The sequence below is a fragment of the Brachybacterium rhamnosum genome, assembly GCF_039526185.1.
In the GTDB taxonomy this organism is placed as follows: Bacteria; Actinomycetota; Actinomycetes; order Actinomycetales; family Dermabacteraceae; genus Brachybacterium; species Brachybacterium rhamnosum.
The window spans coordinates 12,668-27,005 of record NZ_BAAAIS010000004.1 but is presented as its reverse complement, the minus strand read 5'-3'; the positions used below and the strand labels follow the sequence as shown (position 1 = coordinate 27,005).

Here is a 14,338-nt window from a genome sequence, read left to right as displayed (position 1 = left end):
GCGCCGGCTGCGCACCGTGATCCCCGGCCGCCAGGACCTGGCCGCCGCGCTGCCCCGTCCCAACCGCACCTGGGCGGTGCGGCTGTGGTGGCTGCTGGTCATCGGCTGGGTCATCTGGACCGGCCCCGTCGCCTACGCCGACGACGCGATCAACGTCACCGGACCCGGCGGCCTGTTCTTCATCCCTGACCTGTCCGGCGACGGAGAACGTCTGTTCTGGGAGAAGTACATCTGGGTGGAGCACTACGGCATCCACAGCGAGGCGAACTGGAATGACCCGCTGCTGGGCGCCCTGAGCGCCCTGGCCAACGGCCTGATGTTCATCCTCGTGGTGTTCGGTGCGACGATCGCCAGCGTCACCGGCTGGCTGTTCTCCATGACCACGATCGACGGCATGGCCACCGCCGTGGGCAATGTGATGGGCGCCAGCGCTGAGGGCACCCTGGGCTGGCTGTTTCCCAGCATGCTCGTGCTCGGCGGGATCGTCGCCTACACCACCCGCAACAAGGGCGGCGAGGGCATGGTGGGCAACCTGCTGTGGCTGGTCGTCGCCGGCACCGCCCTGATCCTCACCACGATGCACGCCCCGCTGCTGGTGAGCGGCGTGGAGAACGTGCGCGTGGTCGGCGCGGACACCGTGTCCACGATGTCCCAGGGCGCCACCGTCAACGGCAAGACCCCCATTGTCTACGCGAGCCCCGAGGACGACGAGCTGGAGGGCAGCCCCTCCGATATCGCCGCTCGCAAGAACATCGACGCGATGTGGCGGACCCTGATCGTCACCCCCTGGTGCCTGGCTGAGCTGGGCAGCATCGAGGCGTGCGAGCAGTACGGCACCAGCATCATCACCACCACCGGCGACGATCGGAAGAACGCCACCGAGAACGTCAAGAAGGCGCAGAAGGGCTCGAGTACGGAGACCTGGCTGAGCGGCATGGACACGAACTACGCGATCGCGCGCGTGGTCATCCTGCTGATCGGGATGATCGTCGCCGTCGTGTTCACGCTGTTCGTGCTGTTCGCCGCGCTCACAGCGACCTACGCGCTGGTCATGACGTACCTGCTGCTGATCGTCGGCCCGCTGTTCCTCGCCATGGGCTGCGTCCCAGGCGCTCCCCGCCGCTGGGTGATCAATTGGGCCAAGCAGGTGGTGGTGCAGCTGCTCATGTCGCTGATCGCGTTCACGATCTTCTCCGCAGTGCTGTCCCTGATCGCGATCCTGTTCGCCGCCACCGCCCAGATGGGATGGATGCTCAGTGCGCTGCTGACCATGACCGCCCTGGTCGCCGGCGTCGCGCTGCGCGGCCGCCTGGAGGCGATCTTCCAGGTGGGCAGCGACGGCGGCAGCGGGATCGGGAAGTACCTCCTGGCCCGCAAGGCGCTGAGCATGATGCGCCTGCCGAACCTGGGCGGACGCCGCGGACCCAAGCCCAGCCCCCGGACCCGCTCGCGCGACTCCGCTCCCCCGGAGCCGCCCGCGGACTCCGGCGGCGGCGAGGGCCCCACCCCGCCGGCGCTGCCCGCGGGCCGGGGCGCACCGCCGGCGCTGCCGCCGGCGCGGCAGCCCCGAGCACTGCCGGCCGCGCGCCCCAAGCTGGAGGCTGCACCCGTGCGCGACGAGCGCTCCCGCAGCGGGCAGATGCACCTGCGCGCCACGCCGGCCCTGGAGTCGCAGCGCACCGCGGCGCCCCAGAGCACGGGCACCGCCCCGCAGCACGAGCTGCCCGCCGGCGCGACCCGGCACCAGCTCGCCGCCGGCACCAGCAGCCCGCGCGAGACCAGCAGCACGCGGACCGCCAGCACCGGCAGCCCGGCGACCACGGCCCCGGCCGGCCAGGCGGCGGCGACGCCGCGGCCCGCCGGCAAGACCGTGCGGACCTCCCCCGCTGCCGACGTGAACCCGCGCCGGGCGCAGCAGGTGCTCTCCGGCGAGGTGCTCTCCCCCGAGAGCAGCGCGCCGGCGCCGGCCGAGCCGTCCACCCCGTACCGGGCGCGACGCCGGACGCAGGCGAGGGTGCGCTACACGCGCCCGGACCTGCCCGACGCACCCCGGCTGCACGCTCCGCACATGCCGCGCCGCACCGAGTACATGAGCACGGCGCAGTCCACGGAGCCGCCGGCCCCGCGCAGCCGCCCGGTCCCGAGCGACCGCGGCGCTGCGCACGCCACCAGCCCCCGGCCCCGCTTCCGGGCCCCGAGCTACCAGTGAGGTGACCCCGTGAGCCCGCACGACTTCCTGGACGAGCAGTGGACGCAGGACACCCCGGAGGACACCCCCGGCCGGCGCCCCCGGCGCAGCCCCGCCCCGCAGACGCCCCGCCGGCGCCGGCGGGGCGGGCAGCTGCTCGTGCTCGTGCTCGCGATCGTCGTCATGCTCGCAGCGGCCTACTTCACGCTGCGCAACCCCCGCGAGGTGGAGCAGCCCCGTGTGGAGGTGGCGACCCCCAGCGCCGCCGCCCCGAGCGAGCAGGACGCGAGCGCGCCGGCGACGGAGGACGAGTCCTCCGCGCCGGCCGTCGCGACCCCTCCCCCCGGTGACGCGAGCGTGGAGGCGATCGTGACCCGCTGGGCCACGAGGGAGAACCCCAAGGACACCTCCTGGAGCGAGGAGCTGGCCGACCAGATCGCCCCCGACACCGCCCGCCGCATGCCGATGCTGACCTGCCTCCCCGCCGAGGCAGCCCCGCTGCGCGTTGACGGCATCCGCCCCGAAGGTGAGCCCGCCCAGAGCGGCACCACCTGGAGCGGGGACCTCACCGTCACGGTCACCGACAAGAACAACGCCCAGACCCCGCTCACCGTCCGCGCCCAGGCCACCTGGGACGAGGGCACCGCCCGCTGGACGCTCACGGGCCTGGAGTGCCTGGCATCCGGGGGCGGCGAGTGAACGACGAGCGCCGCAGCACCGCCGGCTCCCTGGTCGCCGGCGCTGCGATCCGCGGCGCCGGCGCGATCCTCTCCTGGAAAGTCATCCTCGCCGCCGCCCTGGCGGCGCTGCTGGTGCTGCTGGTCTGCCTGGGCGCCGGCGCCCTGGCCATGTTCGGCACCGTCGCCACCAGCTCCAGCACCGCCGACCTGTGCTCCCCCGGCGGCGCCGGCGTGCACGTCGAGGGCACCGACGGCAAGGACTTCCAGGGCTACACCGCCGAGCAGCTGGACACCGCCGCGATCGTCCTGGACACCGCCGGCAAGCTGGGCGTGGGCCGCCAGGGGCAGCTCATCGCCCTAATCACCGTCATGCAGGAGTCCACGCTGGGCGTGAACACGCAGCCGACCGGGAACGGCAACGACGCCGGCCCCTTCCAGCAGCGCACCCTCCCGGGCTGGTACGGCACGCTCGAGCAGGTGCAGGACGTTCAGTACGCGACTACAGCGTTCATCCAGGGCGTGGACATCGACTACGCCGGCCCCGGCAGCGCCGGCCCCGCCGGCTACCACATCCCCGGGCTGGTGGACCTCAAGGGCTGGGAGTCCATGGACCCCGGCGAGGCTGCACAGGCCGTGCAGATCAGCGACTACCCCAGCGCCTACATGGAGCACGTCAGCGACGCCCAGGCGATCATGGACCACCTGGCCGGCGCCAGCGTCAGCGAGTCCTCCGACGCCGGCGGCGCCACCGCCGCCGACTGCACCGGCGGCGGCAGCGGCGAGGCCCTGAACGCGACGACCATGGACCAGCTGCCCCACTACCCCATGCCCGCCGGCTGCACGGACCAGACCCCGCAGTTCAGCGAGTACGGCCCGAACACGCTCAACGGCGACGTGCCCGACAGTGCCCTGTGCAGCTACCCCGGAGCCCTGGACGCGGACGGCCGCGGGCAGCCGCGCGCCGTCGCCGCCTATGTCGCCATGAACAAGGACTTCAAGAAGCAGTTCGGCCACGACCTCCAGATCAGCTCGACGTACCGCACGTTCGCCAAGCAGCAGGAGACCAAGGTGACCCGCGGCTACCTGGCCGCCACCCCCGGCTGGAGCAACCACGGGTTCGGCCTGGCGATCGACATCCGCGGCACCTACGACGAGAAGCGCTGGATTCAGCAGAACGGCCCCAGCTACGGCTGGTGGCACCCGACCTGGGCCCGCACCGATGGGCGCAAGCCCGAGGACTGGCACTACGAGTACGGGACATGGCTGGTCGCTTCGGAGTACAAGGACATCGACACCAGCCTGATCGCCTACTGACCCCCTCCCCCGAAGGCAAGGGCGCTTGCGCCCGCGGCAGCCTCCCGAGTCCCGTCAGACAGCACCGATAGACTTCCCCACCAGCCCGATCACCCCACGACAAGGAGCGCCCCCGTGGCCGACGAGGACCAGAGCGACGCCCCCAGCACGGTGCTGTCCGAGGACGCCCGCGCCGGCCTCGCGGCCCTGTCCTCCCAGCGGCTGCGCCGCCACAGCCGGCTCTACCTGCGCACCCAGGAGAGCGTGCGGGACCTCGTGGACAGCGTGCACGAGGAGACCGGCGCGGACATCGTGGAGATCATCGAGTACGCGGTACTGCACACCTATGGTCGCTAGACCAGCAACTTTTGCACTTTGTAGTGATCCGCATTACATCTCTGATAGGTTCGTGACCAGCCAGTAGGGGGTTGGCTCGCGTCGCTTGGGGAAGCGCGCCTCTCTCTGCGGGTCCTTCACATCCCTCAGAGTTGATGGAGTCACCACATGCTCGTTCGTACACGCAAGCTCGCCACCATCGCTGCGGTCGCAGCGCTCTCGGCCCTCAGTCTCGCGGTCCCCGCAACCGCGGAGACCACCCCGTCGTCGTTCAACGCTGAACAGCTCGGGGAGCTTCACGCGAACATGGACGATCTCGGGATCGACGCCCAGACACAGGAAGCGCTCATTGACAAGCTGGAGTCGGGAGAGACAGTCGATGCTCTCGATCCTGCCGCGGTCCCCGTTTCCACGATCCAGGACGACACGGCGAAGTTCGAGAGCGAAATTCGCGTCTACGAGGACGGTTCCCGGGCCCGATCTTCGGTGGAGAACCCGAAGTCATCCGCCGGCGGCATCTCCCCGCAGAGCATTACCCAGTGCAAGACCTCGACGTTCTCGGGCGGGTCCCACCTGTCGAACTGCCTGATCAAGATCGAAGTGATCACCCACACCGCGCAGTTCCGAGCGAGCTACACTCTGGTCAACGGAGGGAACAGCTACATTTCGAGCGCGTACAACTGGGGCTGTGTCGGCCTGGGCTGCACGATCGAGACCACCGGCATCGTCAAGAAGACTGCCGACCTCAACGGGCCGGCGAAGGCATCCATGCGTGTTCGGATCGCGGCTGGCCCGTTCGCCACGACCGGATACGCGCAGCTGTTCGTCAAGGGAGCGAAGGCATGGACCAACTGACTGAGGCTCCGCGCCTCTTGATCCCCACTATCGCAGAGGCGGCGCCCATCCTCCTTCTGGCAGGAGCGCCCATTGCTGCAGTAGTCATTGGCGCACTACTGCTGGTCAAGTGGGCGTCCCGACGAGGCGTCACCCCCTCCCCCGCCAGCCATGAGGGGCAGCAGACCGACTCGCTCAGTCGCTGACACCCGCACCCAGCCGGCGTTTCGCACCCTTTGAGTGCGAGACGCCGGCTACTCCATGCCCGAGGACACCTCGGTGATCCTCGGGCAACTGCCGCGGGCGCAAGCGCCCTTGCCCTCGAAGGACAGGGAGGGAGCATTGGCAGGCGTCCCCGACGAGCCTGGGGCACGTACCAGCATCACCGCACGATCCAGCAGGGTCACGGGCGGTCCGCTGAGTCCACAGCCATGATCCGAGAGCGCTACCGGGTTAGGAAGGACGAGAAGGGCAGGGCCGGCTCCGCCGGCGGCCGAGGACAGCAGAGGTCGAGGATTTCCAGCAGAACCCACACCTTTTGTCTAGTCTCCCCTTGACATGAGTGTGCAGGGCGCACTAGACTAGCCGTATGGTTGCTGCACAGGACACCCGCAAGGTCGAGAAGATGCTCCGCAAGGCGGGGTTCACCATCACCAAGAACCCGTCTGGCTCGCACACCACGTGGGGACACCCGGATGGGCGCTCGATCCCGGTCCCGACAGGGCACCGCACGATCAGCCCCGGCGTCTACCGGAAGATCCTGGACATCCTGAAGGAGGAGCGATGAGCACGAAGGTCTACGAGGCCGTGGTCACCAAGGACTCGGCGGAGTGGTGGATGATCGAGGTTCCCGAAGTGGGGGTGTTCGGCCAGGTCGCGAGCCTGGCCAAGGCGCCCGTCGTGGCACGCGAACTGATCGGGATGTGGCTGGACGTCGACCCCTCCGACGTGGAGGTCACCATCACCGCGCAGCCAGACGAGGCCACAGTGGCCACTCTGAGCAAGGCTGAGCGGCTGGGCGAGGAAGCCGCAGCGCTCACCCACGAAGCCGCCCGCCTGCGTGCCGAGGCCGTACGGAACTACGTCACCGAGTACAAGGTCACCCGCCGCGAGGCCGCCGAAGTGCTCGGCATCAGCTACCAGCGCGTGCAGCAGCTCGTGTCGTCCTGAACCGGAGGGGACAGCCCTCCCCTATCAGCAGGAGGTAGGACCCATGCGTATCACCGTCTACAGCAAGCCGCAGTGCGTCCAGTGCGACGCCACCCAGCGCACCCTGCGCTCCGTGGGAGCGGACTTCACCGTTGTGGACCTCACCGAGCAGCCCGCCGCCCTGGAGTACGTCACGGAGGACCTGGGCTACTCCCAGGCCCCCGTGGTGGTCGTGGAGGACGGCACCGGCCAGCACCACTGGTCCGGCTACAACCGAGACCGCCTCAAGGCTGCCGCGGCAGCCTGACCCCGACTTCTCCCCCGTGCCGCACCCTGCCGCGCAAGTGCGCACTTGCGCCGCCGCGCTCTTGCGCATCTGCGCCACGGCGCACTAGCGTAGGCAGTGGCCGGCCTCACCCCGAGGGCGGCACGTCGACCGAAGGGCACACGTCATGAGCTACATCAGCCGCACCGGGAACCTCGCCGCCGCGCCCACGCTGCGCGAGGGCGAGAACGGTCCGTACTGCTTCGCCAAGGTGATCGTGAGCGACCGATACAAGGACAAGGGCGGGGAGTGGGTGGACGGCCCCGCGATCGCCTACGAGGTGGCCGTCAGTGGCGACGAGGCCCGCCGACTGGTCGAGACCGCGCAGCGCGATGGGAACGTGCGCGTTACGTTCGCGGGCCGCTACCGCGTGACCGAGTGGAAGTCCGAGACCGGCAGCCGCCACCAGCACGAGGTGCGCGCGGACTCCATCGCCCTGGCCTTTCGCGGACAGGACGTGGCCGTGGTCAAGGACCAGAAGGACGCGCCCGCCGCCGAGGAGCCCGCCGCGCAGGACGACGAGCCCACGGACATCTACGCCACCGGCGCCAGCGAGTGACTACGCAGCCGCGCACCGGCGCACATGCGCATGTGCGCAGCCGCGCTGATGCGCTTCTACGCACTAGGATGGAGCCATGAGAACTGTCGCCGTAGTGAACCTCAAGGGCGGGTCGTCCAAGACCACGACGACCGCCTACCTCGCCCATGCTTTCGCCGCGAGCGGGAGCGATGTGCTGGTCATCGACTCCGATCCGCAGGGCTCCACCGTCCGCTGGAGCGATGCAGCCGGCTGGGACATCCCGACCGTGGCCCTCCCGGTGAAGAACTTGCACACCCGCGTGCAGGGGATCGCCCGTCCGACTACCGATGTGGTGGTCATCGACACGCCGCCGCTGCTGGAGAACGCCGGGACCGTCTACAGCGCGCTGCGCGCCGCGGACGTGGTGGTGGTGCCGTGCGCTCCCACGTCCCACGAGGTGGAGGCGCTGCCCGATGTGTGGGCTGCGATCGAGGAGGTGCAGGCGCTGCGCAACGTGCCCACCGCGGCCGCGGTGCTGTTCACCCGCACCATCGCCAACGCGTCGAGCACGGGCATCTACCGCGAGGCGATCGAGGAGGGCGGGCACCGCGTGCTCGCCACGACGATCCCGCGCCGGGAGGCGTACGCGCAGGCGCTCGGCGCTCCGATCCGGGAGCTGGGCCCCTACGAGGCCGCAGCTTCCGAGGTGCTGGCGTTGGAGGTGCAGGCATGAGCCCGAGCAAGAAGAACGACGACCTGCGCGCCCGCGCCGGCGCGATGACCAGCCGTACCCCCCGACAGTCGGCGCCGGCCGCCGAGAGCGGGGGAGCAGCAGCCGCCCCGCGCGCGAAGGAGGTGCGCCTGACCACGACCGTGCAGCCGCAGCTGTACCGGGCACTCACGGCCTACTGCGCCGAGACCGCCGACGCGATCGGCGCCGCCCGTGTGCCGCACGCCGTGGTCGTGCGCGCACTCATCGCCCGCCTGGAGACCGACCCCGACCTCCGCGCCACGATCACCGATGACGTGGCTACCGAGCTGGACAACAGATAAGGAGCAGCAATGACCGCCTTCATGACCCTGACACGGGCCGACGTTGACCACGACCACGAAGAGAAAGTGCTGGTCAACCCCCAGCACATCACCGAGGTGCGCGTGAAGAGGCTCGAGAAGCGAAAGGATTTCGATGACCGCGCCCTCCTCTCGCTCACCCTCCAGGGAGGGGGGACGCTCACCGTCCTCGCCCTGGACGAGAACCGAAAGCCGATCCCTCAAGAGAAGGCGTACACGGTTGATCGCGGAAGGCTGCTGCTCCAGTTCAATCAGGCTGTAAGGGCCGTGTCATGAGCGTTCCGGCCACGACCCACGCGAGTGTCGTCCTGGACGCGGCAGGGCGCGGCACCGTGACGATCGAGGGAGCGACCCATCCTCTTGGAGGCCCGGACATCTCCGCCAGCCGTGAGCAGGCGCGGGTGAGTGTTGTCCAGCATGCCCAGCGCGTCGGCGGTCCGGTGCGGTTCTCGGTGTCCGAGCCGGGCGGGACCTATGACCTGATCGCAGGCCCGGATGGGGGAGTGGAGCCCGCCCCCGTCGAGGCATCCCCGGCACCTGAGCCGGTGGTCATCACCACGCCGTCCTGGGAGCAGCCGGGCCCGCCGGCTGCACCGGCCCCGCCCGCAGCAGCTGCGACGGCGCCGACTCCGGCGCCGGCTGATCCTGCTCTGGAGGAGCTGGAGCGTCAGCCCGCCACCGAGGGCTGGCGGGCGAGCCTGAACAAGCTGGGCTTGGGTCTGGCACCGGGGGAGCAGGAGCTGGAGCGCCGGCGCGAGGAGCACCGTGCTCGCCGCGCTGAGGAGCAGGAGCAGCACGCCCAGGAGACGCGCCTGGAGCAGCGGCGCCGCGAGGCGGCCGAGGCCGAGCACGCCGAGCGCATGCTCATCCAGACCAACTTCTTCGGCACGCGCACGATCCTGATCGCCAACCCCAAGGGCGGCAGTCGCAAGACCACCTCTACATGGATGCTCGGGCACACCCTGGGCACGATCCGCGGCGGCGCCGTGGTCGCCTGGGACGCGAACGAGACGATGGGCACCCTGTCCGATCGCGGCATGCAGGACCGGCACAGCGCCACGGTCGTGGACCTCATCGAGCAGGCCGCACCGAGCTTCGGCAGCGTCGAGGGCATCCGCCTGGGGGCGCTGGACTCCTACGTGCGTCCGCAGGGGGATTCGCATTTTGACCTGCTGGCCAGCGACGAGGACCCCACTCGCCAGGACATCGTGGGCGCCGACAACTTCCGTGCGGTGCACGAGATTCTGTCGCGGTTCTATCGGCTGATCCTGCTGGATACGGGCAACAACATCCGCGCGGCGCACTTCACCGAGGCGCTGGAGCACACCGAGCAGCTGGTGATCCCCGTGGCCGCCGGGCGGGACAGTGCCACGGTCGCGCAGAAGATGATGCGCTCCCTGATCGCCACCGGGCACCAGGAGTTGGTGCGCCGGGCCGTGGTCCTGCTGCACGACCTCGAGCCGGCGGAGTCCGCGGACCCGGGCTACCTGCACGTGGCTCAGGAGATTGCCGCGGAGCTGGAGCCACAGGTGGCGGCCGTGATCCCGATCCCGTTCGATCCTGCGTTGAAGGAGGGTGCGCGGATCGACCCCACGGCGCTGAGCGATGCGACGCGCACCGCGTACCGGCGGGCGGCTGCCGCGGTCGCCCGCAGCCTCCGTGAGCACGTGGACGCCGGCGCAGCATGATCCCGCAGCGTCGTGGAGCGACGCCCCGAGCGGCCCTGGTGCTGCTCGGGGTGCTCGCTCTCGCGTGCGGGTGCGAGCCCCTGGGGGACGCGGCTGGGGAGTCCGGTCCAGGGCCTGCGTACACCGTGGACTATGTGGTGGACGGAGACACGATCGACTTTGCCGGCCCGGACGGTGACACCGTGCGGGTGCGGCTGCTCGGGATCAACACGCCGGAGGTCGAGCACGAGGGCGAGGCGGCTCAGTGCGGGGGAGAGGAGGCCGCCGGCCGGCTGGCCGAACTACTGCCCGAGGGTACGGCCGTGCAGCTGGTCACCGACTCCCGCGCCGACGCGGAGGACCGCTACGGTCGACTGCTGCGCTACGTGGAGACCGACTCAGGGGATGCCGGCGCCACGCTCGTCAGCGAGGGCTACGCCTACGCCTGGGCCCCCTCCAGTGCACCTGACCCGGACCGTCTGGCCGACTACGAGACCGCCACCGCGGCCGCCCGCGCCGCCGGCGCCGGCGCGTGGTCGGACTGCCCGGACCTGGACGAGAGCCGATGACCGCCAACGAGAGCAGCCCCGCCCCCAGGTTCATGCCCCTGGAGGGCGTGCAGGAGGTGCTCTCCATCAGCCGCAGCCAGGCCTACGCGCTCGTGCGCTCCGGTGAGCTCCGCGCGATCCAGGTAGGCGGCCGCGGACAGTGGCGCGTCGAGCACGCCGAGCTCGAGGCCTACATCCAGCGCTGCTACGCCGCGACCGCGCCAGCCGACTCACAGTCACACGATGAGGGTTCCGCCGACAGTTCCACAGTTCCATGACCCGTCAGCTTCTCGGCGCCGGAGCGGCGCCGAGGTTCACAGTTCCTCGAACCGGCATCTTCCGGTGAGCGCGAACACAAGTTTTTCACGGTCACTCGAACGGGAGATAAGCACGGCAGGGCCAGCTATCACTGCTGGTCAGAGCGTTTTGCGCTCCGGCGCCGCTCCGGCGCCGGAGCGGCGCCGTTATGGCGCCGGCCCGCAAACGGGTGTACGTTGGACACACAAAGACGGGCCCAGCCCCCAGTAGTTGCAGCTACTGAACGCTGGACCCGACGGTCGCTCAGTAGGTCAGCGACCCGCTGAACGGACTACCCAGGTGATGCCGATCACCCAGGCCAGTCGATGGAGTTGCCTAGCTTCACAAGTTCCACGATCAACCGCATTCCAAGGAACAACCAGTCCTGCGCGGTGGTCGTGGTTCTTGCTGCGCCCGGACGTCTATGACGACCCGGCCTTACGCGAGAACCAAGCATCCACATCACCCCCTCTCCTGTTAGCGGCGCCCGCCGGCCGCCGGAGCAACCGGCGAGAACCTAACGAGACGCCTCAGAAGCGAGGCGGAGCCCAGTCTACGGCCGCAGGGGTCGATCCGCGAGGCGTGCCGAGCCGTGGCGCAGTGGGGCTTCCCCCTGAGTCCAGCCGTCACCTGCGAGGTTCGCTGGATAGAACCGCTGTCCACGGGCGTCTTCCACAACTGGCGCGCCCACTCCACCAACTCCTCCCGCTGTTAACAGGACTGTGGACAGCGATGTGGCAAAGGTGCGACATCAGTCCTCGCCGCTGCCCTCGATCATCAGAGGAGCTGCGCCAGTTATCTCGGCGTAGACCTCCGGATCACGGAGTTTGCGAACGAGGAAGTTCACCCAGGCTTCGGTGAAGACGTACCGCTTGAAGGCGGCGTTCCAGCGACAAAACTCCGCGCGGGTAGCAGCGGGGTCGCTCGCACCACGCGGCGGTCGCACCCGAAAGTGCCGCCAACACTGCGTGTGCGTGTGGACGGTGAATGGTTCGCGAAGCGCCGGGGCGACCCTCTCAACGACCTGACCTGGGAGCAGGCTCCCTAGGTCAGCGACCGGGATCTGCTTCTCCCTGATGATGGTGCGCACCTGGTCCACCACAGCGTTCTGCTCGTCGGTGAGCTCGCTCGCGTTGACGTAGGTCATCGCGGCATCCGCCTCGGTCTTGGGTCCCTTGTGCGGGATGAGATAGATGCGGAAGTCGAAGGCTTGGTCCTGAGCGACGTCGGGATCGATCGCGGCGTCGAAGTCCTGAATCCACTCCATCACCGGGACCGGCACTTGGCTACGTACTCGCTTCACCGCCGAGACGGCGTCCTGGGTGATGGAGGAGACGAACAGTGGGAACCGCAGCTCGTCCGCCAGGGCTTCGTCCGGGCCAAACCACTCGACCAACGTGGCCTCGAAGTTCAGCAGATGCGCTTGGGTGCGCCCCGCGACGAGGGCCGCAATGTTGCCCTCGTGACGATGCTCGACTCGGTTGCGCAGACCAGTGAAGAACTCGATGTTCACCCGTCGGGGGTCGTTATCGGCTAGCAGCTCGCGTCGCAGCTGCCGCGCGGACTTGTACTGCCACTCCCTATCCTCGCTACGCACACGATGTCCGCGCTCGTTCCGCACGAACAGGTCCCCGCCAGTCTTCTCAGTGTGGGCCTGCATCAGCTTCAACCACGCCAGCGCCATGTGCACAATGAAAGCCTCGAGCTGGCGCTCGTTGCCCTGGCGGTTATAGAGGTCGACCGCGAGTCGAGCCTCGTTCTTAGCTGCCTGCAACGCGTGCCACCAACGGGGGCGGGGTGCCATACCGTCCTCCTCCGTGCGGGTCATCTCGCGGCGGAGTGAGACCACTCCTCCCACAAGCATCGCATCTGAGCCTGCGCCAGAAACGGTCGCTTGTCGTCCCCCAGGGGGATCACACGACACATCAGTCCGACGACTTACTTTCCCAAGCGGGCGCAGCGACTCCAAGGTGGTCTGCGACTCCGTCGCCTGTCGCAACCACGAGACGATGGAAGAACCCAACACATGCCTGAGCATCGCGGAGGCGGAGTGTCGGCCGCCCATCCTTGTTGGCCAGGATTGGGCGCCTCACTACCTCCAACACACTGACTGCTGGCAGCTCCGGGTCACCGTGCGCAATCGCATGACGTACCTTCAGCCACTCGAAGATTCCGGACTCAACATCGGTGGGCTTCCAGAGTCCGGGGTCCGAACGACCCGGGCGGGTCTGCCATGTCCACAGCGGTCGAGGATCGAAGCCTGCTGCCCGGAGGAGGTCGCGGCTGTTCTCAGCATTCGGGGTGCTGAACTTGCCAATCCTGCCTCGCACCTCTTGCGCAATCATCAGGTGCAGCTGCCTGTTCGGATCGACGGGCGAAGGGGGAGTGGAGTCGAGAATGGTGCGAGCGAGGTCTTGAACCGTCGCCTGCCACGTGGCGACCGTTGTAACCACCACCGCCCTGTTCAGGGAGTGCTCCAGCCGGCGGCGCCCACGCTTCCCCTGCCCCGACCGACGATGTAGCTCCAGCAAGTTCTGGGCGTGCTCTATCCCGCGCTGATATCTCGTCGCAGCCTCAATGATGTCCACTGACGAAGTATCTCCGGTTCGTGAGAGAGCGGGGAGCGATCACCGCACCAGTCTCCGCACCGCTTCACCTGGCCGTGCGCCATAAACGGTCGTTGAGGGCCCGTCCCCGCGGCGCCGCCGGCGGCAGCCGTTCGCGCAGGTCGCCGTGTGTCATATCCGTGCACCATAATGATCTGTGCCAGAATTCCGTCAGATCGACCCTTTATGGCACAGGAGGCTCGCCCATGACGCTCTACGGCTACGCCCGGGTCTCCACGGAGGAGCAGTCCCTGGAGAGGCAGCTGGACGCCCTGGAGGCTCGCGGCGTGCTCCGCGAGCACATCCACAAGGAGAAGGCGTCCGGCGCGTCCGAGCGCCGCCCCGTGCTGGATCATCTGGTGACCGATGTGCTCGCCACAGGGGACACCCTGGTCATCTCCGACCTGGACCGGCTCTCCCGGCGCACCGCGCGGATCATCCTGACCCTGGACGAGCTGGCTTCCCGGAAGATCACCGTGGAATCGCTCTACGAGCGCGTGGACACGTCCACGGCCGATGGGCTGTTCAGCGTGACGATCCTGGGTGCACTCGCGCAGCGCGAGCGCGACCGGATCGCCGAGCGAACTCGCGCCGGCCTGGAGGCCGCGCGAGCGCGGGGCCGCCACCCGGGCCGGCCCGTGACGGTCACGCCCGAGCAGCACGAGACCGTGCTCATGCTGCGGGGCCTGGGGAAGTCCTACCGCCAGGTCGCGGCAGCCACGGGGCTGTCCGCGAGCACCGTTGCTCGGGTCTGCCGCGAGGAAACCCCTGGGCACGGCCGCTATCGAGGTGGACAGCAGGCGCCGCTACAGTCGTAGATGCGC

At 69.1% G+C, this 14,338-nt stretch carries 17 protein-coding genes; 16 read left to right on the top strand and 1 reads right to left on the bottom strand.

All coding sequences use genetic code 11. The annotated features are described in order from the left end of the window. The 15 genes from ABD080_RS15280 to ABD080_RS15210 all read left to right on the top strand — a co-directional run. On the top strand, positions 1-2,209 hold a 2,209-nt coding region (locus ABD080_RS15280; protein WP_343906191.1), incomplete at its 5' end, for a type IV secretion system protein. Between the two features lie 9 nt (positions 2,210-2,218). Beyond that, complete coding sequence (locus ABD080_RS15275) at positions 2,219-2,887, top strand: hypothetical protein (protein ID WP_343906189.1); 669 nt, start codon at positions 2,219-2,221, stop codon at positions 2,885-2,887. Next, positions 2,884-4,182: a M15 family metallopeptidase gene (locus tag ABD080_RS15270; protein ID WP_343906187.1), complete on the top strand. Its 1,299-nt coding sequence runs from the start codon at positions 2,884-2,886 to the stop codon at positions 4,180-4,182. Before ABD080_RS15275 ends, ABD080_RS15270 begins: the two co-directional genes overlap by 4 nt. Positions 4,183-4,296: 114 nt before the next feature. Beyond that, entirely contained in the window at positions 4,297-4,518 is a 222-nt protein-coding gene (locus ABD080_RS15265) for a hypothetical protein (RefSeq protein WP_343906185.1), read from the top strand. Between the two features lie 147 nt (positions 4,519-4,665). Beyond that, positions 4,666-5,352: a hypothetical protein gene (locus tag ABD080_RS15260; RefSeq protein WP_343906183.1), complete on the top strand. Its 687-nt coding sequence runs from the start codon at positions 4,666-4,668 to the stop codon at positions 5,350-5,352. A 568-nt stretch (positions 5,353-5,920) separates the two neighbouring features. Next, entirely contained in the window at positions 5,921-6,118 is a 198-nt protein-coding gene (locus ABD080_RS15255) for a type II toxin-antitoxin system HicA family toxin (protein WP_343906181.1), read from the top strand. Continuing rightward, entirely contained in the window at positions 6,115-6,501 is a 387-nt protein-coding gene (locus ABD080_RS15250; protein WP_343906179.1) for a hypothetical protein, read from the top strand. Before ABD080_RS15255 ends, ABD080_RS15250 begins: the two co-directional genes overlap by 4 nt. A gap of 43 nt (positions 6,502-6,544) precedes the next feature. Continuing rightward, the gene (locus tag ABD080_RS15245) at positions 6,545-6,787 is read left to right on the top strand and encodes a glutaredoxin family protein (RefSeq protein WP_343906177.1); all 243 of its coding nucleotides are present in this window, start codon (positions 6,545-6,547) and stop codon (positions 6,785-6,787) included. A gap of 145 nt (positions 6,788-6,932) precedes the next feature. Beyond that, positions 6,933-7,364, top strand: a complete 432-nt coding sequence (locus tag ABD080_RS15240) for a single-stranded DNA-binding protein (protein WP_343906175.1) — start codon at positions 6,933-6,935, stop codon at positions 7,362-7,364. 76 nt (positions 7,365-7,440) lie between these two features. Continuing rightward, the gene (locus ABD080_RS15235) at positions 7,441-8,058 is read left to right on the top strand and encodes an AAA family ATPase (RefSeq protein WP_343906173.1); all 618 of its coding nucleotides are present in this window, start codon (positions 7,441-7,443) and stop codon (positions 8,056-8,058) included. After that, the gene (locus tag ABD080_RS15230; RefSeq protein WP_343906171.1) at positions 8,055-8,378 is read left to right on the top strand and encodes a DUF2274 domain-containing protein; all 324 of its coding nucleotides are present in this window, start codon (positions 8,055-8,057) and stop codon (positions 8,376-8,378) included. The genes ABD080_RS15235 and ABD080_RS15230 overlap by 4 nt, the downstream gene beginning before the upstream one ends. A 9-nt stretch (positions 8,379-8,387) precedes the next feature. Further along, positions 8,388-8,672: a hypothetical protein gene (locus ABD080_RS15225; protein ID WP_343906169.1), complete on the top strand. Its 285-nt coding sequence runs from the start codon at positions 8,388-8,390 to the stop codon at positions 8,670-8,672. Further along, positions 8,669-10,084, top strand: a complete 1,416-nt coding sequence (locus tag ABD080_RS15220; RefSeq protein WP_343906167.1) for a MinD/ParA family ATP-binding protein — start codon at positions 8,669-8,671, stop codon at positions 10,082-10,084. The genes ABD080_RS15225 and ABD080_RS15220 overlap by 4 nt, the downstream gene beginning before the upstream one ends. 134 nt (positions 10,085-10,218) lie before the next feature. After that, a complete protein-coding gene (locus ABD080_RS15215; protein ID WP_343906165.1) occupies positions 10,219-10,632 on the top strand; it encodes a thermonuclease family protein in 414 nt (137 codons plus the stop codon). Next, positions 10,629-10,889 carry a helix-turn-helix domain-containing protein gene (locus ABD080_RS15210; RefSeq protein WP_343906163.1) on the top strand — a complete coding sequence of 87 codons (261 nt, stop codon included), beginning with the start codon at positions 10,629-10,631 and terminating at the stop codon, positions 10,887-10,889. Before ABD080_RS15215 ends, ABD080_RS15210 begins: the two co-directional genes overlap by 4 nt. Positions 10,890-11,659: 770 nt before the next feature. Here the strand turns inward: ABD080_RS15210 and ABD080_RS15205 are convergent. Then, a complete protein-coding gene (locus ABD080_RS15205) occupies positions 11,660-12,712 on the bottom strand; it encodes a DUF3644 domain-containing protein (RefSeq protein WP_343906161.1) in 1,053 nt (350 codons plus the stop codon). 1,008 nt (positions 12,713-13,720) lie between these two features. On the opposite strand from ABD080_RS15205, the gene ABD080_RS15200 reads away from it, so the two are divergent. Further along, positions 13,721-14,332: a recombinase family protein gene (locus ABD080_RS15200; RefSeq protein WP_343906159.1), complete on the top strand. Its 612-nt coding sequence runs from the start codon at positions 13,721-13,723 to the stop codon at positions 14,330-14,332. Positions 14,333-14,338: the final 6 nt, after the last annotated feature.

Bases quoted from the DNA above. Each gene is read 5' to 3' on its own strand.
- ABD080_RS15200 (WP_343906159.1), top strand. From the start codon at position 13,721: ATGACGCTCTACGGCTACGCCCGGGTCTCCACGGAGGAGCAGTCCCTG.
- ABD080_RS15230 (WP_343906171.1), top strand. From the start codon at position 8,055: ATGAGCCCGAGCAAGAAGAACGACGACCTGCGCGCCCGCGCCGGCGCG.
- ABD080_RS15225 (WP_343906169.1), top strand. From the start codon at position 8,388: ATGACCGCCTTCATGACCCTGACACGGGCCGACGTTGACCACGACCAC.
- ABD080_RS15210 (WP_343906163.1), top strand. From the start codon at position 10,629: ATGACCGCCAACGAGAGCAGCCCCGCCCCCAGGTTCATGCCCCTGGAG.
- ABD080_RS15220 (WP_343906167.1), top strand. From the start codon at position 8,669: ATGAGCGTTCCGGCCACGACCCACGCGAGTGTCGTCCTGGACGCGGCA.
- ABD080_RS15205 (WP_343906161.1), bottom strand. From the start codon at position 12,712: ATGGCACCCCGCCCCCGTTGGTGGCACGCGTTGCAGGCAGCTAAGAAC.
- ABD080_RS15245 (WP_343906177.1), top strand. From the start codon at position 6,545: ATGCGTATCACCGTCTACAGCAAGCCGCAGTGCGTCCAGTGCGACGCC.
- ABD080_RS15250 (WP_343906179.1), top strand. From the start codon at position 6,115: ATGAGCACGAAGGTCTACGAGGCCGTGGTCACCAAGGACTCGGCGGAG.
- ABD080_RS15235 (WP_343906173.1), top strand. From the start codon at position 7,441: ATGAGAACTGTCGCCGTAGTGAACCTCAAGGGCGGGTCGTCCAAGACC.
- ABD080_RS15260 (WP_343906183.1), top strand. From the start codon at position 4,666: ATGCTCGTTCGTACACGCAAGCTCGCCACCATCGCTGCGGTCGCAGCG.
- ABD080_RS15240 (WP_343906175.1), top strand. From the start codon at position 6,933: ATGAGCTACATCAGCCGCACCGGGAACCTCGCCGCCGCGCCCACGCTG.
- ABD080_RS15255 (WP_343906181.1), top strand. From the start codon at position 5,921: ATGGTTGCTGCACAGGACACCCGCAAGGTCGAGAAGATGCTCCGCAAG.